The organism is Rhodococcus sp. 06-221-2 (assembly GCF_002258365.1).
GTDB classification, from domain to species: Bacteria; Actinomycetota; Actinomycetes; order Mycobacteriales; family Mycobacteriaceae; genus Rhodococcoides; species Rhodococcoides fascians.
This window is the reverse complement of record NZ_NOYJ01000004.1, coordinates 279,217-303,640: the sequence shown is the minus strand read 5'-3', so window position 1 is coordinate 303,640 and position 24,424 is coordinate 279,217. Positions and strand designations below refer to the sequence as shown.

At 64.5% G+C, this 24,424-nt stretch carries 21 protein-coding genes; 3 read left to right on the top strand and 18 right to left on the bottom strand.

The annotated features are described in order from the left end of the window. Positions 1 to 32: 32 nt before the first annotated feature. Entirely contained in the window at positions 33 to 1,196 is a 1,164-nt protein-coding gene (ilvA, locus tag CH281_RS02550; protein ID WP_218017706.1) for a threonine ammonia-lyase, read from the bottom strand. A 136-nt stretch (positions 1,197 to 1,332) separates the two neighbouring features. Between ilvA and CH281_RS02545 the strand changes: the two genes are divergently transcribed. From CH281_RS02545 to CH281_RS02535, 3 genes are read left to right on the top strand one after another with little or no spacing between them, the layout of a single operon-like run. Then, the gene (locus tag CH281_RS02545; RefSeq protein ID WP_179274085.1) at positions 1,333 to 2,265 is read left to right on the top strand and encodes a DUF6286 domain-containing Asp23/Gls24 family envelope stress response protein; all 933 of its coding nucleotides are present in this window, start codon (positions 1,333 to 1,335) and stop codon (positions 2,263 to 2,265) included. Further along, entirely contained in the window at positions 2,265 to 2,816 is a 552-nt protein-coding gene (locus tag CH281_RS02540) for a hypothetical protein (RefSeq protein WP_094692769.1), read from the top strand. The genes CH281_RS02545 and CH281_RS02540 overlap by 1 nt, the downstream gene beginning before the upstream one ends. Before the next feature lie 20 nt (positions 2,817 to 2,836). Beyond that, complete coding sequence (locus CH281_RS02535) at positions 2,837 to 3,226, top strand: hypothetical protein (protein WP_032390551.1); 390 nt, start codon at positions 2,837 to 2,839, stop codon at positions 3,224 to 3,226. Between the two features lie 70 nt (positions 3,227 to 3,296). Here CH281_RS02535 and CH281_RS02530 read toward each other — a convergent pair whose 3' ends face one another. The 17 genes from CH281_RS02530 to CH281_RS02450 form a co-directional block, all read right to left on the bottom strand. After that, the gene (locus CH281_RS02530; RefSeq protein ID WP_094692767.1) at positions 3,297 to 5,822 is read right to left on the bottom strand and encodes a polynucleotide kinase-phosphatase; all 2,526 of its coding nucleotides are present in this window, start codon (positions 5,820 to 5,822) and stop codon (positions 3,297 to 3,299) included. Beyond that, a complete protein-coding gene (locus CH281_RS02525; RefSeq protein ID WP_256983319.1) occupies positions 5,819 to 7,114 on the bottom strand; it encodes a 3' terminal RNA ribose 2'-O-methyltransferase Hen1 in 1,296 nt (431 codons plus the stop codon). The genes CH281_RS02530 and CH281_RS02525 overlap by 4 nt, the downstream gene beginning before the upstream one ends. A gap of 262 nt (positions 7,115 to 7,376) precedes the next feature. Then, on the bottom strand, positions 7,377 to 8,567 hold the full coding sequence (tuf, locus tag CH281_RS02520) for an elongation factor Tu (protein ID WP_032365471.1): 1,191 nt from the start codon (positions 8,565 to 8,567) through the stop codon (positions 7,377 to 7,379). 102 nt (positions 8,568 to 8,669) lie between these two features. Beyond that, positions 8,670 to 10,772 carry an elongation factor G gene (gene fusA, locus CH281_RS02515; RefSeq protein WP_027498159.1) on the bottom strand — a complete coding sequence of 701 codons (2,103 nt, stop codon included), beginning with the start codon at positions 10,770 to 10,772 and terminating at the stop codon, positions 8,670 to 8,672. Between the two features lie 95 nt (positions 10,773 to 10,867). Further along, positions 10,868 to 11,338 (bottom strand): 30S ribosomal protein S7, encoded by a 471-nt coding sequence (rpsG, locus tag CH281_RS02510; protein ID WP_003941856.1) that lies wholly within the window; start codon positions 11,336 to 11,338, stop codon positions 10,868 to 10,870. Between the two features lies 1 nt (position 11,339). Beyond that, positions 11,340 to 11,714: a 30S ribosomal protein S12 gene (gene rpsL / locus CH281_RS02505; protein WP_027498160.1), complete on the bottom strand. Its 375-nt coding sequence runs from the start codon at positions 11,712 to 11,714 to the stop codon at positions 11,340 to 11,342. A 276-nt stretch (positions 11,715 to 11,990) separates the two neighbouring features. Next, positions 11,991 to 12,533, bottom strand: coding sequence for a DUF3558 domain-containing protein (locus CH281_RS02500; RefSeq protein WP_032365312.1), 543 nt, complete (start codon positions 12,531 to 12,533; stop codon positions 11,991 to 11,993). Continuing rightward, entirely contained in the window at positions 12,530 to 13,048 is a 519-nt protein-coding gene (locus CH281_RS02495) for a DUF3558 domain-containing protein (protein ID WP_048316077.1), read from the bottom strand. The genes CH281_RS02500 and CH281_RS02495 overlap by 4 nt, the downstream gene beginning before the upstream one ends. 71 nt (positions 13,049 to 13,119) lie before the next feature. Then, positions 13,120 to 14,535 carry a guanine deaminase gene (locus CH281_RS02490; RefSeq protein WP_094692763.1) on the bottom strand — a complete coding sequence of 472 codons (1,416 nt, stop codon included), beginning with the start codon at positions 14,533 to 14,535 and terminating at the stop codon, positions 13,120 to 13,122. A 46-nt stretch (positions 14,536 to 14,581) separates the two neighbouring features. Then, a complete protein-coding gene (locus CH281_RS02485; protein WP_027498164.1) occupies positions 14,582 to 15,205 on the bottom strand; it encodes a TetR/AcrR family transcriptional regulator in 624 nt (207 codons plus the stop codon). Positions 15,206 to 15,230: 25 nt separating this feature from the next. Continuing rightward, positions 15,231 to 15,983, bottom strand: a complete 753-nt coding sequence (locus CH281_RS02480) for an enoyl-CoA hydratase family protein (RefSeq protein WP_027498165.1) — start codon at positions 15,981 to 15,983, stop codon at positions 15,231 to 15,233. Then, on the bottom strand, positions 15,983 to 17,143 hold the full coding sequence (locus CH281_RS02475) for an acyl-CoA dehydrogenase family protein (RefSeq protein ID WP_027498166.1): 1,161 nt from the start codon (positions 17,141 to 17,143) through the stop codon (positions 15,983 to 15,985). The genes CH281_RS02480 and CH281_RS02475 overlap by 1 nt, the downstream gene beginning before the upstream one ends. Further along, the gene (locus CH281_RS02470) at positions 17,140 to 19,116 is read right to left on the bottom strand and encodes an acetyl/propionyl/methylcrotonyl-CoA carboxylase subunit alpha (protein WP_094692762.1); all 1,977 of its coding nucleotides are present in this window, start codon (positions 19,114 to 19,116) and stop codon (positions 17,140 to 17,142) included. Before CH281_RS02470 ends, CH281_RS02475 begins: the two co-directional genes overlap by 4 nt. Positions 19,117 to 19,123: 7 nt before the next feature. Next, entirely contained in the window at positions 19,124 to 20,722 is a 1,599-nt protein-coding gene (locus CH281_RS02465) for an acyl-CoA carboxylase subunit beta (protein ID WP_032390363.1), read from the bottom strand. After that, positions 20,719 to 21,867 carry an acyl-CoA dehydrogenase family protein gene (locus tag CH281_RS02460; protein WP_032381318.1) on the bottom strand — a complete coding sequence of 383 codons (1,149 nt, stop codon included), beginning with the start codon at positions 21,865 to 21,867 and terminating at the stop codon, positions 20,719 to 20,721. The genes CH281_RS02465 and CH281_RS02460 overlap by 4 nt, the downstream gene beginning before the upstream one ends. Continuing rightward, positions 21,864 to 23,591, bottom strand: a complete 1,728-nt coding sequence (locus CH281_RS02455; RefSeq protein WP_032399412.1) for an acyclic terpene utilization AtuA family protein — start codon at positions 23,589 to 23,591, stop codon at positions 21,864 to 21,866. The genes CH281_RS02460 and CH281_RS02455 overlap by 4 nt, the downstream gene beginning before the upstream one ends. After that, positions 23,588 to 24,400: a TIGR03084 family metal-binding protein gene (locus CH281_RS02450; RefSeq protein WP_094692760.1), complete on the bottom strand. Its 813-nt coding sequence runs from the start codon at positions 24,398 to 24,400 to the stop codon at positions 23,588 to 23,590. Before CH281_RS02450 ends, CH281_RS02455 begins: the two co-directional genes overlap by 4 nt. Positions 24,401 to 24,424 lie beyond the last annotated feature (24 nt).

The following is a 24,424-nucleotide window of genomic DNA, read 5'->3' as shown; positions in this document are numbered from 1 at the left end:
AGGTACCAGTGCGACCTGTGTGAACCCGGCCGTCAGTTCTCGACCTGCACCGCATATCCCGCTGCGCCCAGGGCGTCGAGAACCGTGCCGCGGTGATCGGGTCCGCGGGTCTCGACGGTCAACATGACGTCGACTTCCTCGAGACCCAGACGTCCCCCGGTGCGGGAATGCACGACGTCGACGACACTCGCACCGGCGTCGCGCACGACGCCCAGGACGCCGGTGAGTCCGCCGGGCTTGTCCGAAATCGTCACCCGCACGGCCAGATAACGTCCACCGGCCCGAAGCCCGTGGGTGATGACATGAGTGAGCAGCAGCGGATCGATGTTTCCGCCCGACAGCACCGCGCACACCGACCCCGTCAGACCCAATTCCTCGGCCGAGTGCGTCATCAGTGCTGCCACCGCAGCGGCACCCGCCGGTTCGACGATGAGCTTCGCTCGCTCGATGCACAGCACCAAGGCACGGGACAGCGCGTCCTCACTGACGGTGACGACATCGTCGACCCAGCCCTGCACGTGATCGAACGGCACCGACCCGGGGAGACCGACAGCGATGCCGTCGGCCATCGTCGACATCGACGTCAGCGCGATCGGGTGGCCCGCCTCCAACGACGCCGGCCACGCGGCCGCGCCCTCGGCCTGCACGCCGATGACTCTGACGTCCGGTTTCGTCAGCTTCACCGCAGCAGCGACCCCCGCCAACAGTCCCCCGCCGCCGGTGGGGATCACGATGGTGCCGACATCCGGCATCTGCTGCAGCAGTTCGGTTCCGAGCGTCGCCTGCCCGGCCACGATATCGAGATGATCGAACGGGTGGATGAGCGTGGCACCGGTACGGTCGGCGAATTCCCGTGCCGACGTCAGAGCCTCGTCGACGGTATTGCCCACCAGATGAACCGTCGCGCCGTACGCCTTGGTGGCGACGAGTTTGGGCAGCGACACTCCGACCGGCATGAACACCGTCGAGGTGATCCCCACCTGCGACGCGGCCCATGCGACACCTTGAGCGTGGTTGCCTGCGCTGGCCGCCACCACGCCTCGGGCTCGCTGGTCGGCGTCGAGCCTGGCGATGCGGTTGTACGCCCCGCGCGGCTTGAACGATCCGGTGCGCTGCAGGTTCTCGCATTTGAGGCGCACCTCGTGACCGGTCAGGTCGGACAGAATCCGTGACGCGACCACCGGCGTCCGGCGCATGACCGGCTCCAGCAACGCCTCGGCCGAGGCAATATCCGACGTGGTCACCCGAACGATTTCCGACACAACCGCAGTATGCCAGGAAGAATTGCGCCGCCGATCCGGCCGAGGTGCACCGCGTCACTACAGTTGTGGAGTGCAACACCACAGTGCCCACGACGAGTCGCGCGGAAGTCTGGAGATCAAACACCGTGCGCTGTCGAGAACGGCCATCGCGGCGGCATCGAAGGACCCTCGGGTCACCCGCACCACCGGCGGCATGTCGCGTTTGACCGGCCGCGAACTTCCCCGAGCCGACGTCACCCTCGGAGAGGACACAGTCTCCGTCAACCTCTACATCGGAGTGCGCTGGCCCTCGCAGATCACCGACGTGACCGAGTCGGTTCACCGCACCGTCGAGGCCGCACTGGCGACGATGACCGGTGTGCACGTGCATCGGGTGAACGTGCTGGTGTCGGATACCGCGCTGGACCGTTCGGCGCGCGGGCCCGACGTTGCCGCCGATAATGTTGCTGCTGCGTTGGTTTCACCTCGACCACCCACGGCCGGTCCCGCGGCGATGCCGGTGGCGCTGGTGTTCGGGTTCGCCCTCCTCGCCGTGGCGTTCGTAGCCGGCCGCGAATTCTTCATCGCTCAAGGACACATCGTCGGCAGTCCATGGATTGCCGATGCCGTGCACTGGGTTTCGCAACTGCACTGGCAGGGGTGGATGATCGCTCCCGCCGTCGGATCGATCGTCGTCGGTGCACTCTTCGTCTTCGCGGGCGTCAAACCTCGGACGAGAACTCATTCGGGATTGGGCGGTCCGGCGCCCACCGTCTGGGCCACACCGACCGACATCGCTCGATTGTGCAGTGCTGCAGCGCAGTCCACTCGCGGAGTCGTGGACGCGCATACCGTCGTCACACGCAGGAAGATCGAGGTCCGGGTGCAGCGAGATCGAGCTGTTTCTCCGGACAGTGCCGACGCTGCCGTGCGCGCTGCCCTCGGTCCGTTACTGTCCGTCGCCGCGGGTGGGCGGCGTCTGACGGTGCAGCACTCGGTGTCGCAACCGACACGGGTGTCGTAGTGAAAACCTTTGTCGCAGGGGTGGATCGACTCGTTGCCGTCATCGCGGGAGCCACTCTCCTCGCCGGTGGCGGCTTCGCACTGGCGTGGCACTACGACGTTCCGTGGGCACGGGAGACGCTCTCTCGCTTCGAGCGTGCTCGTATTGCCGAACTGCCGCAGCAGGGTTGGTGGGTACCGACTCTGGCAATCGTCGTCGCGGTGGCCGTCGTCGCGGCGCTGGTGTTGTTGATCGGCAACTTCTCACCACGCACGACCGGAACGGCGAGCGTTATCGAGGAGCCACACTTCTCGGCGCATGTGGACCTGAGTGCGATCGCGTCGGGCGTGGCCGCGGAGTTGGCGCAGTTCCCTGGCGTCAGACGGGCCAGGGGAACTGCCATCGACGACCGAGGTATGCCCACCATCACCGTATCGGTCTATGCTGCAGCCGATTTCGACGTAGTCGGCTTCATTGCCGAAGCCGAGTCTCGCGCTGCGTTCGTGGCACGGTCTCTGGGCGGCGCGAATGTGGCGACACGCGTCCAACTGCACATCGACAAACGGACCTGACGTCACGTTACGGTGGATCCATGACGGCATCGACGCGTAGCAGATTCGAGCGATGGTCCGGCGGAATGCCCCTCTCTGTCCCGGTGGCATTCGGAGCGGTACTGGTGATTGCCGCGTTCGCATCGAAACTCGGTGACAGTTCCCTCTACTTCTACGTCCCCCTGGTGTTCGCGACGACCGGGACGATGATCTGGCTCAACGCCCGTCGCACCCCCGATCGAACCGGCCTGCTCCACGCCGCTGTTGGATCAGCACTGCTGATCGGATGCGGCATCGTGGTCGCGGTCTGCGGACTTGCCGGAGGCGTGATGCTGGACTCGACCACCTTCTGGGCATCCATAGCGGTGACCGCCGCAATCGCAGCACCGATCGGTGCCGGAATCACTCCGTTTTCATCGCCGCGGGCCTGAGTGCGGCTTCGCCGCAGTGGTGTGGATATGTGCCCCAGATGGCGCATATCCACACCACTGCCGCAGGCACCTACAATCGCGGGTCCACCGGCTCCGATTCCAGTGCCAGTACCGCGAACACGGCCTGGTGGATGGAAAAGAGCGGCTCACCGCGAATCGATCTGTCCAGTGCCTCCATTCCCAACGCATATTCGCGCAGCGCCATCGACTGCTTGTGTCCTACGTTTCGGTTACGCAGTGCAGTGAGTCGATTCGGGTCGGTGTAATCCGCACCGTAGATCAGCCGCAGGTACTCCCGGCCACGAACCTTCATGCCGGGCTGCATCTTTCCGCGCGGCATGTTGGCCGCCGGTTTGACGACCATTCCCTCACCGCCCTGTGCCGTCAACTCCTCCCACCATCTCTCCCCTGCCGCAACCGAATCCGACGATGCCAGATCGACCTCGATTCGACGTGTCGTCGTGAACAGCTTCGGCGCAGTGGCCACCAGTCGATCGGCCAGTGCAAGGTGCCATTCGTGCGGGCGGTCCGCATACGTGCCTGCGTCGGAGGCCAACAGCTGGAACGGGGCGAGGCTGACGCCTGCCAGTCCATCCGTCGGCCAGCTGTACCGCCGATACGCAGCAGTGAACTCGGCGAGGTTGCGCTGCCGACTCACGTTCCGTTCCTGCAGTTCGGACACGGCCAGGCCGCGCGAGGCCGCCCGAGCGAGCACCGACTCTTCGGCCTCGAGATTCGCCCGGGACACGGCAGCAGGTGCCGCATACTCGGACTTGATCAGGCCCTCCGCCTTGGCAGACCAGGGCATCAGTTCGCAGTCGAGAACCAGCCAGTGCGAGGACAATTCGTCCCACACGCCGGCCCCCTCCAGAGCGTCGGCCACCCCAGCGATCAGCACCCCGGTCACGGTCTCGTCGAACACCGGCCGACCGGTCCGCGTGTACGCGATGCCGAGGACACCGTCGGGAGCGTCGAACTTCGCCCGAGCGGTGTCGGCATCGCGGCACACCACGACGACCACCCGCGAACCCATGTGCTTCTCCTCGCAGATCACCGTCGACGCACCGAGCGCCCGATACGCGTCGAATGCCTCCGTCGGGTACTCGAGATAACCCTCTCGTTCCGAGGTACGACTCGGTGCCATGGTCGGCGGAAGGTAGTGCAGCCACTGCGGAGCCAAGGCGAACCGGCTCATCACTTCCAATGCGCCCGCGGCATTCTCCGGCCGAATCGACACACGCCCACGCAGCGCAGTCTCCACTCCGGTCGGTCCGATGACGTCCGACAGATCCAGCGAGGACGACTCCCGAACGAACCCACCCAGCGGCCGGGTCGGCTCGTACCAGACCTGCTCCGCCGGCACCGAGACAACCTCCCGCTCCGGATACCGCAGTGCCGTCAACTTGCCGCCGAAGACACACCCCGTGTCCAGACACGCAGTGTTGTTCTCCCACTGCACCTCCGGCACCGGAGTGTGCCCGTACAGCACCGTCGCCGACCCGCGATAGTCCTGAGCCCACGGATACCGCACCGGCAGGCCGAATTCGTCGGTCTCTCCGGTGGTGTCGCCGTACAGGGCGAAACTGCGTACTCGGCCCGACGCCCGGTTCTGGTACTTCTCGATCAACCCCGCGTGCGCAACGACGAGTTTTCCGCCGTCGAGCACCAGGTGGGCGACGAGACCATCACAGAATTCGAGCACCTCGCGGCGGAACTCGTCGGTCTCGCCGTCGAGCTGCTCGAGTGTCTCGGCCAAACCGTGTGAGGCAGTGACCTTCCGCCCGCGCAGCGCCTTGACGAGCTTGTTTTCGTGGTTGCCCGGAACTGCCAGTGCTGAACCCTCTGCCACCATCCCCATCACGAGCCGCAGCACGCCGACCGAATCCGGCCCACGATCGACGTAGTCTCCGACGAACACCGCAGTTCGACCCTCCGGCGGCGTTGCACCGACTGCCTTACCGTCTGCGTCGCGCTCGAGCGTGTAACCCAGTGTTGTGAGAAGGCTTTCGAGCTCCGACAGACATCCGTGAATGTCGCCGATCACATCGAACGGCCCGGAAAGCTCCCGTCGGTCGCTCCGCAGCGGGGTACGAACGAACGTCGCCGACGCCACCGCGTCGACGCCGTCGAGGACATGAACCGAGCGAAAGCCTTCTTTGTACAGCCCTCGCATCGAGCGCTGCAACTGGGACTGCTGGCGGCGCAGCACATCTCGGCCGAACGTCCTGTCGGCGCGTTCGGCGTTGCGCTGTGCACAGACCGGTTCCGGCACGTCGAGCACCACGGCAACCGGCAGGACATCGTGCTCACGGGCCAATGCGATCAGGGCCTTGCGAGCCGCCGGTTGGACATTCGTGGCGTCGACGACGGTGAGCAGACCGGCCCGCAGCCTGGTTGCGACGAGAAATTCCAGGAGCGCGAACGCGTCCTTCGTGGCGCTCTGCAGGTTGGGGTCGTTGCTGACCATCCCTCGACAGGCATCACTCGACACGGTTTCGTACGGACCGAACCGGTCTGCAGCGAAGGAGGACTTCCCCGATCCACTGATGCCGACGAGGACGACGAGGGACAGGTCCGGAATCTCGTAGGTACTCACTGGGACTGCTCCTCTCTGGTGAATAGCGCGATCTGGGTAGGGCTGCCGAGCACGTCGTCGACGGGTCCGATGCGGTCGAAGCGAACGGTGTAGGCGTGTGCGTCCGCCACCGACGTTGCCCACTGCTCGAATTGGGCACGGGTGAACTCGAATCGGTGATCGACGTGCCGAAAGGCCCCGGCGTCGAGGCCCGGGTACAGCACGTTGTATTCCGAGTTCGGCGTGGTGACGAGCACCGACCCCGGACGGGCCTCTCGAAAGACCGAGCGCACCAACGCCGGAAGGCGTTCGAGGTCGATGTGCTCGATGACCTCCATGAGCACCATCGCGTCGAATCCCTGCAACCGCACGTCGCGATAGGTCGCCGACGACTGGAGCAGTTCGATGCGTCCACGCTGCCGATCCGACATCTCGTCGAGCCGGAGCCTGCGCTGCGCCTTCGCCAGCGCACGATCACTCACGTCGGCACCGAGTATCCGCTCGATTGTGTTGTGCGCAAGCAACTCACGCAACAGGCGACCCTCGCCGCACCCCATGTCGATGACCGACTTCGCACCGGCATCACCGAGTGCAGCCAGCACCGCATGTACTCGGTGCTCGGCCAATGTCGGATCCCGTGGGATGACAACCTCTTCGGGGGCATCCGGGACCAGACGATCCAGTGCGGACTCGACGAGCTCCCGACGGTGCGCCAGATATCGGGAGGCGATCAGCGCCGACTCCGGATGATCACCGAGCCAATCCCCTGCTGCCCGAACGAGTTTGTCCGCCTCGTCCTCACCGACCCAGTAGTGCTTGGTGTCGTCGAGCACTGGCAGCAGTACGTACAGGTGCCGCAGCGCAGCCGACAGGGTGAAGGTGCCGGTGAGTACCAGATCCACGTATTCGGAGTCGCCCCAGTTCGGCTGCGTCGAATCCAGTGGTATCGGGGTGGCCTCGACATTCCATCCGAGGGGTCCGAACAGTCGAGGCGCAAGATCTGGCGCACCGCGAGACGGCGCGGCCGGCATCGTGACGCTCAGATCGATTGCCGCAGAGACCAATTCGGGTCTTGTGGTACAGACGCCTGCCAGCGTCTGCTTGAACAGGCGAGACAGCGCTACCGCCAATGCGGAGGCGGCGTCGGCATCGGCGAGAACGGCGACGGTGGTGCACTCAGCCGAGACCTCGGGATACAGCACCGTGGTGGCACCCATCGGCAGGTTCCAGCTCTGCACGCGATCGGGGTGCTTGTGCAACAAATACCCGATATCGGAGGCGTCCGGGAAATCGGTTGTGGCATTTGCAGTCACGGTCAGTAGCACCGCAGCGACGTTACGGGACAGCCGCGTCCGATGCGTCCCATTTTTCGGTCGTGTACTCCCCTCTACCCGCCGGATCAATGCGACTTTGTTGCAGTCTGAGCGACTGAAACCCACATTGATCCCAACGGGAGGGCCGTCCAACGGGAGGGCCACACAAGGGAGGCCGCACATTGAGGAGGTCGCGTGCACACGCAAAAGCGGCACCCACCAGAAGGTGGGTGCCGCTGTCGTAGAGCTGGGTGAAGCTAGATCACTTGATGATCTTCGTGACGCGACCGGCTCCGACGGTACGACCGCCCTCACGGATTGCGAAACGCAGGCCGACGTCCATGGCGACCGGCTGGATCAGCGTGACGGACATCTCGGTGTTGTCACCGGGCATGACCATCTCGGTGCCCTCGGGAAGGGTCACGACGCCCGTAACGTCCGTGGTACGGAAGTAGAACTGCGGGCGGTAGTTGTTGAAGAACGGCGTGTGGCGGCCGCCCTCGTCCTTCGAGAGGATGTAGGCGTTGCCCTCGAACTCCGTGTGGGGAGTCGTGGTGCCGGGCTTGATGATGACCTGTCCACGCTCGACGTCTTCGCGCTTGATGCCACGAACGAGGAGGCCGACGTTGTCGCCTGCCTGACCCGAGTCGAGCAGCTTGCGGAACATTTCGATGCCGGTGACGGTGGTCTTGGTCGAGCCGGGGCGGATGCCGACGATCTCGACCTCTTCGTTGACGTTGACCGAGCCGCGCTCGATACGTCCGGTGACCACGGTGCCACGACCGGTGATGGTGAAGACGTCCTCGACGGGCATGAGGAACGGCTTGTCGGTCTCACGGACGGGGTCCGGAACCGAGTCGTCGACGGCCTGCATGAGCTCCAGAACCGACTCGCCCCACTTCTCGTCACCCTCGAGTGCCTTGAGTGCGGAGACCTTGATGACCGGTGCGTCCTCGTCGAACTCCTGCGAAGCGAGGAGCTCGCGGACCTCCATCTCGACGAGCTCGATGATCTCGTCGTCGTCGACCATGTCGGCCTTGTTCAGTGCGACCAGGATGTACGGCACGCCGACCTGGCGGGCCAGGAGCACGTGCTCGCGGGTCTGCGGCATCGGGCCATCGGTAGCTGCCACGACCAGGATTGCGCCGTCCATCTGTGCCGCGCCGGTGATCATGTTCTTGATGTAGTCGGCGTGACCCGGTGCATCGACGTGCGCGTAGTGGCGCTTGTCGGTCTGGTACTCGACGTGGGAGATGTTGATCGTGATACCACGAGCCTTCTCCTCCGGAGCCTTGTCGATCTGATCGAAAGCCGAGGCCTCGTTCAGGTCCGGGAACTTGTCGTGCAGAACCTTGGTGATTGCAGCCGTCAGCGTCGTCTTACCGTGGTCAACGTGACCGATGGTGCCGATGTTGACGTGCGGCTTCGTCCGATCGAACTTCGCCTTCGCCACTGTGTGTCCTCCTGGACTGATCTGTGCGGGCCCCGACGGGGCACGCACGCGTATGTGTTGTTACTTATTACAGGTCGAGCGTGGTCCAGCAAACGAAGAGAATTACTCTCCGTTGACCTTCGCGATGATTTCCTTCGCTACGTTCGCGGGAACTTCTGCGTACGAATCGAAGACCATGGAGTAGTTAGCGCGGCCCTGCGTCTTCGACCGAAGGTCTCCGATGTAGCCGAACATCTCCGACAGCGGAACCAGTGCCTTGACGATACGGGCACCGCTGCGTTCCTCCATGGCCTGGATCTGACCACGGCGGGAGTTCAGGTCGCCGATGACCTCACCCATGTAATCCTCGGGCGTGATGACCTCGACGGCCATGACGGGTTCGAGGATGACGGGGCTGGCCTTACGGGCGGCTTCCTTGAACGCTTGTGAGCCGGCGACCTTGAAGGCCATCTCCGACGAGTCGACGTCGTGGTACGCACCGTCGAGCAGTGTGACCTTGACGTTGACCAGCGGGTATCCGGCGAGAACACCGTACTGCATGGCGTCCTGTGCACCGGCGTCGACCGAGGGGATGTACTCCCTGGGCACACGACCACCGCTGACCTTGTTCTCGAACTCGTACGTCGCGCCGTCTTCGCCCTCGAAAGGCTCGAGCTTGATGATGACCTTCGCGAACTGGCCGGAGCCACCGGTCTGCTTCTTGTGCGTGTAGTCGTGCTTCTCGACTGTCTTGCGGATGGTCTCGCGGTACGCAACCTGCGGCTTGCCGACGTTGGCCTCGACCTTGAACTCGCGACGCATACGGTCGACGAGGATGTCGAGGTGGAGCTCGCCCATGCCGCCGATGACGGTCTGGCCGGTGTCCTCGTCCAGCTTCACCGAGAACGTGGGGTCCTCTTCGGCGAGCTTCTGGATGGCTGTTCCCAGCTTCTCCTGGTCGGACTTGGTCTTGGGCTCGATCGAGACCTGGATGACCGGGTCCGGGAAGCTCATGGACTCGAGGATGATCTGGTTCTGCGGATCGCAGAGCGTGTCACCCGTCGTGGTGTCCTTGAGGCCGATGACGGCGTAGATGTGACCGGCAGACGCGGTGGCGATCGCGTTCTCCTTGTTGGAGTGCATCTGGAACAGCTTGCCCAGACGCTCCTTCTTGCCCTTGGTCGAGTTGATGACCTGGGCGCCGGAGTCGACCTTGCCCGAGTACACCCGGACGTAGGTCAGCTTGCCGAAGAAGGGGTGCGTCGCGATCTTGAACGCGAGAGCCGCGAACGGCTCGTCTGCGGACGGCTTGCGAGTGATCTCCTTCTCCTCGTCGCCGACGGCGTGTCCGATGGTCTCGGCAACGTCGAGGGGAGACGGGAGGTAGTCGATGACCGCGTCGAGCATGGGCTGAACGCCCTTGTTCTTGAACGCGGATCCACACAGGATCGGGTACAGCTCGCTGTTGACCGTCATCTTGCGGATGGCGCCCTTGATCTCGTCGATCGTGAGCTCTTCGCCGCCGAAGTGCTTCTCCAGAAGCGCTTCGTCGGACTCGGCCACGGTCTCGAGCAGCTGCGTGCGGTACTCGTCTGCGCGCTCCTTGAGGTTTTCCGGGATCTCCTGGATCTCGTACTTCTCGCCGAGCTTGGTCTCGCCACTCCACACGAGAGCCTTCATCTGCACGAGGTCGATGACGCCCTCGAACTCGTTCTCTGCACCGATGGGCAGCTGGATGACCAGCGGCTTGGCACCGAGACGATCGATGATGGTCTGCACGGTGTAGTAGAAGTCCGCGCCGAGCTTGTCCATCTTGTTGACGAAGCAGATACGCGGCACGTCGTACTTGTCGGCCTGACGCCACACCTGCTCGGACTGCGGCTCGACACCTTCTTTGCCGTCGAACACTGCGACAGCGCCGTCGAGGACGCGGAGCGAGCGCTCCACCTCGACGGTGAAGTCGACGTGACCGGGGGTGTCGATGATGTTGATCTGGTTGTCGTTCCAGAAGCACGTCGTGGCAGCAGAGGTGATCGTGATGCCACGCTCCTGCTCCTGCTCCATCCAGTCCATGGTGGCTGCGCCATCGTGAACTTCACCGATCTTGTAGGAGATACCGGTGTAGAAGAGGATGCGTTCGGTAGTGGTGGTCTTGCCGGCATCGATGTGGGCCATGATGCCGATGTTGCGGACCTTGTTGAGGTCGGTCAGCACGTCCTGTGCCACGAGTTAACCCGCCTTGGTGTTGGAAGAGGTATTGCCTGAGCTGATCAACGCTCCGGCGGCATCGGAAAGTTCCGAACACCGCCCGAGCGAGGAGATCACCAGCGGTAGTGGGCGAACGCCTTGTTGGCTTCGGCCATCTTGTGAGTGTCTTCGCGGCGCTTCACAGCGGCACCGAGGCCGTTGCTGGCGTCGAGCAACTCGTTCGCCAGACGCTCGACCATGGTCTTCTCACGACGAGCGCGCGAGAACGTGACCAGCCAGCGCAGTGCCAGCGTGGTGGAGCGGCCGGGACGAACCTCGACGGGCACCTGGTAGGTGGCACCGCCGACGCGTCGGCTGCGAACCTCGAGGGCCGGCTTGACGTTGTCGAGTGCACGCTTGAGCGTGACGACGGGGTCGGTGCCGGTCTTCTCGCGAGCCTGCTCGAGCGCCTGGTAGACGATGCGCTCTGCGGTCGACTTCTTGCCGTCGAGAAGGATCTTGTTGACGAGCTGCGTGACCAACGGCGATCCGTAGACCGGGTCGTTGATCAGCGGCCGCTTGGGTGCTGGGCCCTTGCGTGGCATATCAGCTCTTCTCCTTCTTGGCTCCGTAGCGGCTGCGAGCCTGCTTGCGGTTCTTGACACCCTGGGTGTCGAGCGAGCCGCGGATGATCTTGTAACGCACACCCGGGAGGTCCTTCACACGACCGCCGCGAACGAGCACCATCGAGTGCTCCTGCAGGTTGTGGCCCTCACCGGGGATGTACGCGGTGACCTCTACCGAGGTGGTCAGGCGAACGCGCGCGACCTTACGGAGAGCGGAGTTCGGCTTCTTGGGGGTGGTGGTGTACACGCGAGTGCACACACCACGGCGCTGGGGACTGCCCTTGAGGGCAGCGGTCTTCAGTTTCGCGACCTTGTCGGTGCGACCCTTACGGACCAGCTGGTTGATCGTTGGCATAAACCGGCTTTCTTCGTGTCGATAAACAGGGATCTAGCAGTTGGAGCAAGAGAACACTGCTCCTCACCCATGACGTCTCCGCGGGTCTCTTGCACCCCGCGGTCGGGTGTGTCGCATACCCCCACACGTCCAGCCGGTTGCGCGCTCTCGAGACGAACGTGCGCACGGCTGTACCTCGCATAGGCACACAAACGGTCCGGCCAGGCCGGACACGACCCATAACGATACCCGGCGGCGCGGCCTCGGGTCAAAACACCCTTCGCTCTGATACGCAACCTATCTGCTCAGGTTGAGTGTGAGGTCTGCCAGCTTCGCTGCCGCCTGGCAGGGATCGGGGTGTGCGACGCCCGGACGGTACTGCACCCACCACCCGAAGATGCCCGCCTGGTCCGCTCCGGCCGACACTCCGCACGAGTCCGGGTCGTTCGGGCGTTGAGCCTGTATTGCTTTGCGGCCCTGCACTGTTGTGTCGCTGACGGTGTACGTCATCTTCTCGTCGGCCGCCCGCTCGGCGGCCAGGGTGCCGGACTCGAACCAGTTGAACGTCACCTTCACGATGCCAGACGAACCGATCAGATCCCATCGGCAGATCGCTCCGAAGAAGCCGCGAGCGATGTCGTCGGCTCCGGTGGCATCGGCGATCTGGTCGTCGGAGACGGCATCGCACTCGGTCAACAACTTGGTGAATTCTTGGTTGCCCGATCCGGCGAAGCTCGCCGGCCGCGGCGTGCCCTCGACCGACTGAGAGCAACCGGCCGCGAGCAGCAGGGTCGCTGCGGCGGCGAAAACCCGTCTCGAAGTACTTGCTCGAGATCTCATTGCTTACGCTCCACGGTCAGCTTCGCCAGTTCGTTCCCGACGTCGCACGGCGGGCGCGCCGGGATCTGTTCGGAATAGGTGACCGACCAATGGAAGAAGTCGTCTCCGAATTGCACACCGATCTCGCACAACGGGCCCTGTTCGGCTTCGAATCCGGGGTTGCCGTCGATGGCGATGTCCTTGGCCGGACGGCCGATCAGTTCGGAACCGGCGCGTTCGCGGCCGATCGGACTGCCGCGGTACCAGGAGAAGCTGACACTCGGTCCGCTGATGGCCACGGTTTCCCACTGACAGCCGACGGAGTTGCGGGTGACTTGGGCAAACGGTCCGGCACCGAACGCAGCCTGCACCTCGGCGTCGCTGATCGATCCGCATTCGCCGAAGAACGGGCCGGGCTCGTACGCGGCCTTGCTCGTCGACGGCTCGGGCGCGGTATCGGCGGCGTCGGTATCCGAGCCACCGCAGCCTGCGATCAGCGTGGCGACCGCGGTGATCACCAGTGTCACTCGCTTCATGCCGTCCTTCGCGTGCTGGTCCGATGCTGCAGTTCGCGTCGCACCGAACCTACCAACCGAACCGGCATCGGTCATGTGCCGTGCACAGCGCGTCCCTGGACGTACACACCCACGATGGCCGGCTCTCGCATGGCCATCAGCAGGGCGAACAGGGTCTGGTCGCGGGCCAGCTCGGGGTCCTCGGCGCGCACGCCGTGGTCGACGGCCGCGGCCAGCTGCGGCCACGCGTCGGGATCGACGACGACGAAGTCCGCCTCTTTCCCCACGTCGAAGTTGCCGATGCGCTCCTCCATGTCGAGAGCACGCGCCCCGGCGAGCGTTCCGGTGAACAACAGTTCGGCCGGATGCAACGACAGGCCCGCGTCCCCCGGTTCGGAGATGTGCACCTTGAACGCGTCGGCGAGTACCTGCGGTAGTAGCCACTCGTCACCGCCGCCGAAATCGGACCCGATGGCGATGGTGACCCCGGCGGCGACGGTTCTCTTCCACGGCATCGTGCCCGAGCCCAGGAACTGCTGCGAGGTGGGGCAGTGCGCGATGGACGTACCCGTCTCTGCCAACCTCGTCAGTTCCGCGTCGTCGCAGTGCACCGCGTGCGCCAGAATCGACCGTCGACCGAGCAGGCTCTTGCCACCTACCTGCGAGCCCGGCAGGAACTTGCCGTCGTAGGTGTCCAGGTAACTCTCGACCTGGTACGCACCCTTCGTGGCGTCGATCTCGCCGGTGCCCGGTCGGTTGTTCTCGTTGAGGTGCGTGTGGAAGTAGACGCCTCTGCCGCGTACGGAGTCGTAGAGCTCGCCGAGGTTCCTCAGCGTGTCCGTCGTTACCGACAGTGAAAAACGCGGTACGACGGCGACGTGCAGCATCGCCGTGTCGACGTCGCCGGTATCGGCGGCGTGCCACTTCTCTATCTCCTCGGACACCAGGCGGATCGCCTCGTCCTCACTTGTGATCAGTGCGTGCGCCGACGCGGGGCCGGTGGTCTGGATCCCGCGGCCACTGACGATGCGCAGTCCGTGCTCGAGCGTCTCGGAGAACAAAGAATCCTGTGCGTGCGGGAATGCCGACCCGAACACCATGGCCTGCGTCGTCCCGGCGCGAATGCGTGCTGCGCAGAAGTCGCGCGCAGCGGCCGCCGCGAACTCCGGATCGGCGAAGCGCGACTCGGACGGAAAGATGCACGTGTTCAGCCATTCGAGCAACTGCCCGCCGCCGTAGGAGTCACCGGCGTAGGTCTGTGGGAAATGAATGTGCGTGTCGACGAATCCCGGCAGCAAAAAGCCGGGCCGATGATCGAACACATCCGAATGGGCGTAGTGCGTTGGTAGAGAATCGAACTCGCCGCAGTACTCGATCCTGCCGTCACCGCCGACCACGAGGGCACCGTCGGGAATGGACACCAACGCGGTTGCGGCCTCGAGCACCGTGGGCGAGCCCGCGATGTGAAAGATATGGCCACGGTGGACGCGTGCGGAATCGGAAGTCACGAGCCGACTCAAGCACAGGTCGATCGGAACTGCAGATCGTGCGCGTCTAGTGCGCTACCGCTCCTACGGCGGACAGCCGCGCGTTCAGCGAGGCATCGAGCACATCGGCCCAGGCTCGCACGATTTCGACGCGGCGACGCGCGTCGTCGGTCAGGACGTCCGCGAGACCGAGCCCACGCGCCAGGTCGAGCGTCGCCTGGACCAGACGGTGGGTGACGGGATCGTTGTCGTCGACTCCGAGGTTCTCGACGGCCATCGTGTGTGCTCGACGACCGAATCGCTCTTCGAGTGGGACGATCCGATCACGCAGTTCCGGATCGGCCGACGCCGCCGTCCAGACCTGCAGCGCCGCTTTGAACATCGGACCCGTGTAGTACTCGACGAGCCTCTCCACCACCAGTTTCGTTCGGCCGGGTCCGGGCGGAATCTCCTGTGCCTCGCGGCGAGCATGGTCCATCCGAGTGTCGAACATGTACTCGAGTGCCCCGGTGATGAGGTCCTCACGCGTCGGGAAATGGTGTTGGGTGGCACCGCGAGAGACGCCGGCGCGCTCGGCGACGACCCCGACCGTCGTTGCGCTCCAGCCCTGCTCGGCGAGCGAGTCGATCGTCGCCTCGAGCAGTCGCTGACGCGTCACCCTGCTGCGATCCTGCTTGGGTTCGCGCGCCATCACCATCTCCCTGCTCCTTCTCGACCTACTTTTCGGCAGCCCAGGACGGCGGCCTCTTCTCCAGAAAGGACATCATCCCCTCTCGGGCTTCCTCCGATGCAAACAACCTGGCCGATTGCTCGGCGACGGCCGTTCCGCGCTCGTCGATCTCGCGTCGGATCGCGGCGGTGGTGAGCTGTTTGGACTCGGCCAAGCCCTGCGGCGAGCACTTCCTGAACATGATCATGTAGTCGGCCACCGCGGCCGCGGGAACGGCGTCGGCCACGGTGACCAGACCGATCTCCTGGGCCGTGGCACCGTCGAATGTTTCCCCGGTGAGGAAGTATCGACTCGCCGCCCGGGAGGTCAATCGCGGCAGCACGGCGACGGAGATGACCGACGCCGCCAGTCCGAGGCGAACCTCGGTCAGCGCGAACGAGCTTTCCGGTCCGGCAATGGCGACGTCGCACGCCGCCACGAGCCCCATCCCGCCTGCCCGCACATGACCATCGATCTGTACGACGACGGGTTTCGGGGTGTCGATGATCAGCCGCATCAGATCCAGCATCTGCCGAGTCCGGAGCTCCGGCGACGCCCCGGCTTCCCGGAGATCTGCACCGGCGCAGAACGTCGTACCGGTGTGACCGAGCACGATCGTTCTGATGTCGTCGTCGTGCGCCGCAGCGATGAGGCCCGCTGTCAGCTCCTCGACCAACACCGACGACAGCGCGTTTCGGTTCTGCGGCGAATCCAACGTCAAATACGCTGTGTCCTTGCCCGACTCGACGAGAACGGCCATCAGTAGCTTCTCGGCAGGCCGAGCGAGTGCTGGCTCACGAAGTTCAGGATCATCTCCCGGCTCACCGGAGCAACGCGGGCGATACGGGCGGCTCCGAGCATCGCAGCCAATCCGTATTCACTGCTCAACCCGGCACCACCGTGGGTTTGGATCGCCTGATCGAGTGCCTTGATACTGGCCTCGGCAGCAGCGTATTTCGCCATGTTCGCGGCCTCGGCGGCACCGAAATCGTCGCCGGAGTCGTAGAGCACCGCGGCCTTCTGCATCATCAATTTCGCCAACTCCAGCTCGATCTTGCACTGCGCCAACGGGTGCGCCAAGCCCTGGTGAGCGCCGATCGGCGTCTTCCAGACCGTCCGCTCGTTGGCGTATTTGACCGCCGCGTCCAGAGCGTATCGACCCATACCGACAGCCATCGCAGCACCGAGAATGCGCTCGGGGTTCAGTCCGGCGAACAACTGCATCAGGGCAGCGTCGGCCTCACCGACGAGTGCCTCGGCAGGCAACCGGACGTCGTCGAGGAACAGCACGAACTGATGATCGGGCTCGACGATGTCCATCTGCATCTGCGTCTTCTGCAGTCCCGGAGCGTCGGTGGGCACGATGAACAGGGCAGGCTTGAGCTTGCCGGTCTTGCTGTCTTCCGTTCTGGCAACGATCAATACGGCGTCGGCCTGATCCACGCCCGAGATATAGATCTTGTTGCCCTTCAAGATCCATTCATCACCGTCGCGACGCGCCGTGGTGGTGATCTGGTGCGAGTTGGATCCGGCGTCGGGCTCGGTGATGCCGAACACCATGATCTTGGAACCGTCGGCAAGGGCGGTGAGCCACTCCTGCTTCTGGTCCGGCGTGCCGTACTTGCCGATGATGGTGCCGCAGATGGCCGGACTGACGACGACGAGCAGTAGACCGGCACCGTGCGCAGCCAACTCCTCCTGCACGAGCGCAAGTTCGTAGATGCCTGCGCCTCCGCCGCCGTATTCCTCGGGCAGATTGACCCCGAGGAAGCCGAGCTTGCCCGCCTCGTTCCACAGTTCGGTCAGTGGCTCACCTTTACGCGCCTTGGGCAGCACGTAGTCGATGTAGTTGTAGCGCTTGCCCAGTGACGAGACTGCGTTGCGCAGACCCTTCTGCTCTTCGGTTTCGATGAAACTCATGCTTGCTCCACTCCCTGCTCGGTGACTACTGGCGTGTCGGTGACTACTGCCAAGACCTGTCCTACCTCGACTTGCTGACCCTGCTGCACGTTCAGTTCGGTGAGCACACCATCGGCGGGTGCAGTCACGGTGTGCTCCATCTTCATCGCCTCCAGCCACAGAATGGGCTGGCCCGCGGTGACGGTGTCTCCCTGCGCAGCAGCAATTCTGATGACGCTGCCCGGCATCGGCGCAAGCAGTGATCCGGCCGCCACCTCGTCGGTGGGGTCGGTGAACCTCGGTGCTCGAACCAATCGGACGGGGCCCAGGGAAGAATCCACGAACACGTCGGACCCGTAGGTGCTCACTGCGAAGATACGACGAATACCGTTGTCGTCCAACGTCACCGAGGTCGGTGTGTGCCCAACCAGTTCGACACCCTCCACCGAGGAGGTGAGTCCGCTGCGTCCGATCGAGTATTCGACGGTGATGTCGTTGTACGTCTTGCGCTGCGGTTGCGACCGGAGATTGCGCCAGCCGCCGGGTAGACCCCGGTTCACCCGAGCTCGCGAGACGTTGCTCGCCGCGTCGGCCAAGGCAGCCGCGAGCGCCGACAGTTCCTCGGCCCGGCCCTGCGCAAACGGCTGAGCCAGGACATCGAGGCCGTGCGTGTCGAAGAAGGCTGTATCGGTGTCGCCCGCCAGGAACGCCGGATGGCGCAGAATGTTGACCAGCAGATCGCGATTGGTCTTCAGGCCGTGAATGGTGGCGTTCTGCAGTGCTTTCGCCAACAGAGTCGCCGCTCGGTCCCGCGTCGGGGCGAAGGAGATCACCTTGGCGAGCATGGGGTCGTACTGCGTTCCCACCACGCTGCCCGTATCGACGCCGGAATCGACTCTGATGTATCCAGCTTTGTCCGACACCTCGAACTGCGCACCGGGGATGTCGAATCGGTGCACGGCACCGCTCTGCGGCTGCCAGTCCTGAGCCGGATCCTCGGCGTACAGCCGAACCTCGATCGAGTGTCCCCGTGTCGTGGGCTGTTCGGCCGGTAGCCGCTCCCCCGCCGCAACCTGGATCTGCAGGGCAACGAGATCGAGACCCGTCGTGCATTCGGTGACCGGATGCTCCACCTGCAGGCGGGTGTTCATCTCGAGGAAGAAGAAGTTTCCCTTTTCGTCGGCGAGGAATTCGACGGTGCCTGCACCCTCGTAGCCGATGGCCTCGGATGCCAGTGTGGCTGCTTCGAACAGCTTCTCGCGCATGCCGTCGATGCGTTCGACGAGCGGCGACGGAGCTTCCTCGACGACCTTCTGGTGCCTGCGTTGGATCGAGCATTCACGCTCGCCCACCGTCCACACCGTGCCGAATCGATCGGCCATGACCTGAACTTCGATGTGCCGCCCGGTTTCGATGTACCGCTCGATGAACACCGTTCCATCGCCGAAGGCCGAGAGGGCTTCTCGTCCGGCTGCCTCGAGCTCCGACTGCAGTGCATCGAGACTGCGGACGATGCGCATCCCCCGACCGCCGCCGCCCGCGGAGGCCTTGATCAGTACCGGTAGCTCGTTCTCGGTGACCGACTCGGGATCGAGTCGAGTCAACACCGGCACTCCGGCGTCGGCCATCATCTTCTTGGACTCGACCTTCGAGCCCATCGATTCGATGGCCTTGACGGGCGGTCCGATCCAGGTCAACCCGGCGTCGAGAACTTGCCGGGCGAATTCGGCGTTCTCGGAGAGGAATCCGTATCCCGGATGGACCGCGTCGGCTCCGGCCTGCACCGCGGCGGCGATGATCAATTCTCCACGCAAGTAGGTCTCGGACGGGCTCTGCCCAGGCAGGCGCACAGCGGAGTCAGCCTCCCGCACATGGGGAGATGCCGCGTCGGCGTCGGAGAAGACCGCGACGGTATCGATGCCCTCCGCGCGGCAGGTGGTGAAGACGCGTCGGGCGATTTCGCCGCGGTTGGCCACGAGGACTTTGTTCAGCATGCGGGCATCACATCCGGAAGACACCGAAGTTCGCGGTGCCTTCGATCGGGGCAGAGGCGATGGCCGACAGGCACATTCCCACTACCGTGCGGGTGTCACGGGGATCGATGACGCCGTCGTCGTAGAGGCGCCCGGACAGGAACATCGGCAACGATTCGGCTTCGATCTGATTCTCGATCATCGCGCGCAGTCCGGCATCTGCCTCCGCGTCGAACGCTTGACCGCGAGCTTCTGCGGCGGCGCGTCCGACGATGGAGATGACGCCGGCCAGCTGTGCGCCACCCATGACGGCGGATTTGCTGGACGGCCAGGCGAAGAGGAAGCGAGGATCGAAGGCGCGGCCGCACATGCCGTAATGGCCGGCTCCGTAGGACGCCCCGAGCAGGATCGAGATGTGCGGCACCTTCGAGTTGGAGACGGCGTTGATCATCATCGATCCGTGCTTGATCATGCCGCCTTCCTCGTATTCCTTGCCGACCATGTAGCCGGTGGTGTTGTGCAGGAACAGCAGTGGCGTGTTCGACCGGTTGGCGAGCTGGATGAACTGCGTCGCCTTCTGCGATTCCTCGCTGAACAGCACGCCGCGTGCGTTGGCGAGGATGCCGATCGGGTAGCCGTGCAACTCTGCCCAACCGGTGACGAGCGAGCCGCCGTACAACGGCTTGAACTCGTCGAAGTCGGAACCGTCGACGATGCGGGCGATGACCTCGCGGGGATCGAATGGGATCTTCAGGTCGGTGGGGACGATGCCGAGCAGATCCTCGGGATCGGCGAGTGGCTCGATGACCTCGGTGCGTGGCTCGGGCCCCTTCTTCTTCCAGTTCAACCGGGAGACGATGCTGCGTCCGATGCGGATGGCGTCCTGCTCGTCGACGGCGAAGTAGTCTGCGAGACCGGACTTCCGAGCGTGCATCTCGGCTCCGCCGAGCGACTCGTCGTCCGAATCCTCACCGGTGGCCATCTTCACCAGGGGCGGCCCGGCCAGGAACACCTTGGATCGTTCCTTGATCATGACGACGTGATCGGACATGCCGGGAACGTAGGCACCGCCCGCAGTCGAGTTGCCGAACACCAGGGCGATGGTCGGAATACCGGCCGCCGAGAGCTGCGTCAGATCGCGGAACATGCGTCCGCCGGGGATGAACACCTCTTTCTGCGTGGGCAGGTCGGCACCGCCCGACTCGACGAGAGAGATCACCGGCAGTCGGTTCTGGGTGGCGATGTCGTTGCCGCGGAACCCCTTCTTCAGGGTCCACGGGTTGCTGGACCCGCCGCGGACCGTGGGATCGTTGGCCACGATGAGACATTCGACCCCGCACACGACACCGATTCCCATGACGGTGCTGGCACCGACGGGAAAGTCGCTGCCCCACGCCGCAAGTGGGCACAGTTCGAGGAACGCGGAATCCTCGTCGATCAACAATTCGATGCGCTCACGGGCGAGCAGCTTGCCACGCTTCTTGTGGCGATCGACGTACTTCTGACCGCCACCGAGCAGCGCCTTGTCGTGTTCGGCGTCGATCTCGGCCAGTTTGGTGTGCATGGCTTCGGTGGCACCGGTGTACTGCTCCGATGCGGTGTCGAGAGTGGACTTCAGCACGCTCATGCCTGGTACCCCAATCGTTTTGCGGCAAGGCCGGTGAGAATTTCGGTGGTTCCGCCGCCGATACCGAGGATGCGCATGTCGCGGTATTGCCGTTCGACCTCGCTCTCGCGCATGTACCCGAGTCCGCCGAAGAGTTGGACGGCTTGATTGGCCACCCACTCCCCGGACTCGACGGCGGTGTTCTTGGCGAAGCAGACCTCGGCGATGAAGTCACCGTCCTCCTGCATGGACCGCTCGACGAGGGAGCGGGTGTACACGCGAGCGATGTCGATCTTGCGCGCCATCTCGGTGACGGTGTTCTGTACGGATTGCCGTGCGATGAGCGGCTTTCCGAAGGTCTCCCGGTCTCGAACCCACTGCAGCGTCAGATCGAGGCACCGCTGCGCGCTGGCGTAGGCCTGAGCGGCGAGAGCGATACGCTCGGTGAGAAATGCCTGTGCGATCTGGACGAAGCCACTGTTCTCGGCACCGACCAGGTTGGCCACCGGAACCCGGGCGTCGACGAAGGAGAGTTCGGCGGTATCGGAGGCGCGCCACCCCATCTTGTCGAGCTTGCTGGTGACCTCGAAGCCCGGTGTGCCCCTTTCGACGACGAGGAGCGACACTCCGGCTGCACCCTCGCCTCCCGTCCGGACCGCGGTGACGACGAAGTCCGCACGGCACCCCGAGGTGATGTAGGTCTTCGACCCGTTGACGACGTAATGGTCGCCGTCTCTGACCGCCTTGGTCCGCAGATGACCCACGTCGGAGCCGCCACCCGGCTCGGTGATCGCGAGCGAGCCGATCTTCTCCCCCGCCAGCGTCGGCCGTACCCACTTGTCGATTTGCTCAGGATCTCTCGCGGCAACCAAGTGCGGCAACGCAATTCCACAGGTGAACAGAGAAGCGAACAGTCCGCCCGACGCGCCGGCCTGGTGCATCTCCTCACAGATCAGCACCGCGTCCGCGAGATCACCGCCGTCGCCGCCGACGTCCTCGGGAAACCCTGCGCCGAGCAAACCGAGAGCGGCCGCTTTCTTGTGCAGCTCGCGCGGGATCTCGCCCTCGGTCTCCCACTGATTCATGTGCGGCGCGATGTCCTGTTCGACGAAACTGCGAACGGTCTTGCGAAGCTGCTGACGCTCCGGGGTAGTCCAGATGCTCATATGAGTGCTGCTTTCTTGTCGGGTCGTTCCGCAGGCTCCACTCCTGTGAACACGAGTGTTTCGGGGATGTCGATGTGCCGCGACCGCAGCCATTCACCGAGCCCCTTGGCCTGTGGATCGAATCTGGCCTGCGATGCAACGCCCTGGCCGAGAATGCCGTCGATGACGAAGTTCACCGCCCGCAGGTTGGGAAGTACATGCCGAGTGACAGTGAGTTTTTCGGCCTCGGGCAACATCTTCTTCAGGGTCTCGACCGTCAATGCGTGGACGAGCCAGGCGAATTCGTCGTCGGTGCGCACCCACACTCCGACGTTGGCGCTCCCACCTTTGTCTCCGCTGCGGGCGGCGGCGATGGTACCGAGTGGTAGTCGGATGGTGTCCTCGGCGGCTCGCGGTGCCGGCAGCTTCGGTTCGACCAGCGATTCCAGGACTCGCGTCTGCGCCGAGGGTGCAATCCTGCGTTCGGTGCCGTCGGCCAGGTGGGCCGTATGCGGTACGTCGTGTGCGTCGACGAAACCTGCGGTGAACACCCCGTACGGGGCTCCGTTTCCGGGCGGTGCGGTGACCGAGAAGCCCGGGTAGCTGGCAAGTGCGAGTTCGACCGCCACAGCCGAGAACTGGCGTCCCACCGCGTCGGGGTTACTGTCGCGGGCGACGCAGCGCAGCAACGCGCTTGCGGTTTCCTCGGTCTCGGCGTCGGGCTTGTCGGTACGCACCAGAGTCCAGTCCAACTCGGTCGGTCGGGCGGGCAACCACGACTCGAACTGCCGTTGCGCCAGTTCGGCTTTGGCCTCGATGTCCAGGCCGGTCAAGACCATCGTGAATTCGTTGCGGAAGCCGCCGAGTGCGTTGAGCGAGACCTTGTAGGTGGGCGGCGGCGCTTCTCCGGTGACCCCGCTGATCGATACTCGGTTACTGGACTCCTGCGCCAGGACCGCCGTGTCGATGCGCGCGGTGACGTCGGGGTTCGCGTATCGGCCCCCGGTGATCTCGTACAGCAGTTGCGCGGTGACGGTACCGACGCTGACGGCACCGCCGGTGCCCTCGTGCTTGGTGATGACGGAGGATCCGTCGGCTTCGATCTCGGCGATGGGGAACCCGGGACGGGACATGTCGGCGATCTCGGTGAAGAACGAGTAGTTACCGCCGGTCGCTTGAGTACCGCACTCGATGACGTGGCCCGCGATGACCGCGCCGGCCAATGCGTCGTAATCGGTTGTCGACCAGCCGAAGTGAGCGGCAGCCGGGCCGACGATGACACTGGCGTCGGTGACGCGACCGGTCACCACGACGTCGGCACCGGAGTTCAGGCATTCCACGATTCCCCATGCACCGAGGTATGCGTTTGCCGTCAGCGGGCTGCCGAGGCCGAGTTCGCCTGCCCTGCCGAGGAGGTCGTCGCCGTCCACGTAGGCGATCTTCGCGCCGGAATCGAGCTTCTCCAACGCCTCGACCAGTCCGCGCGGATTGAGTCCGCCGGCATTGGCGACGATCTTCACGCCCTTGTCGAGTGCCAGTCCGAGGCAGTCCTCGGCCTGCCGCAGAAAGGTTTTGGCGTAGCCACGGGTCGCGTCCTTCATTCGGTCGCGTCCGAGGATGAGCATGGTCAGCTCGGCGAGGTAGTCACCGGTGAGGTAGTCGAGGTCTCCTCCTTCGAGCATCTCCCGCATCGCGGACAGTCGATCTCCGTAGAAACCGGAGCAGTTGCCTATACGTACGGTCATGCTTTCTCGCGTCCTGCCTTGTCTCGTCCCTGTCCGGGAGGGCCTGCGAAGGCTTGGGCGATGGTGAGCCAGTGTGCGGCATCGGCCCCGTCGGCTCGAACGTCCAGGTCGTCGCGGTGTGCGCGCTGAGTGACGAGAAGGCAGAAGTCGAGTGCAGATCCGGTGACACGCTGTTCTGCGTCGTCGGGACCCCACGTCCACACTTCGCCCGAGGGTGCGGTGAGCTCGAATCCGAACGGTTCCGCCGGCGGAGTCTGCTCGTTGACGGCGTAAGCGAAATCTCGTGTCCGGACGCCGATGTGTGCGACTCCGCGGATTCGGTCGGTCGGCACGCGAGTGACGCCCAGCGCATCGGCGACATCCTGTCCGTGGGCCCACGTCTCCATGAGACGGGCGGTGGCCATGGACGCGGCACTCATGGGCGGCCCGAACCACTGGATCTTGACCCCCGACGGGACCTGCTTCAGCGCGTCCGTCATGGCGTGGCGGCGGGTTCGCCAGCTGCTCAACAGTTCCGGATTGCCCGCTTCCTCCTCGGCGGCGTCGTCGACGAACCCGGTGGGGTTCTCCCAGGCCTTTTTCAGCGTGCGGGCGAACTCCTCCTCGGCCGCGGTATCACCGGACGCTGCGGATGTGGTTCGCTCCGCGACGTGATCCGTCCACGACAGGTGCGCGATCTGATGTGCGATCGTCCAGCCCGCCGCCGGAGTAGGTGCCGCCCAGCGTTCGGGTGCCAACTCGGCCACCAGCGCGTCGAGGTCGTCACCCTCGGCACGGAGATCGCCGACGAGTGAGTCGAGGTCTGCCATGGGACCAGCTTCACAAAGGCACGA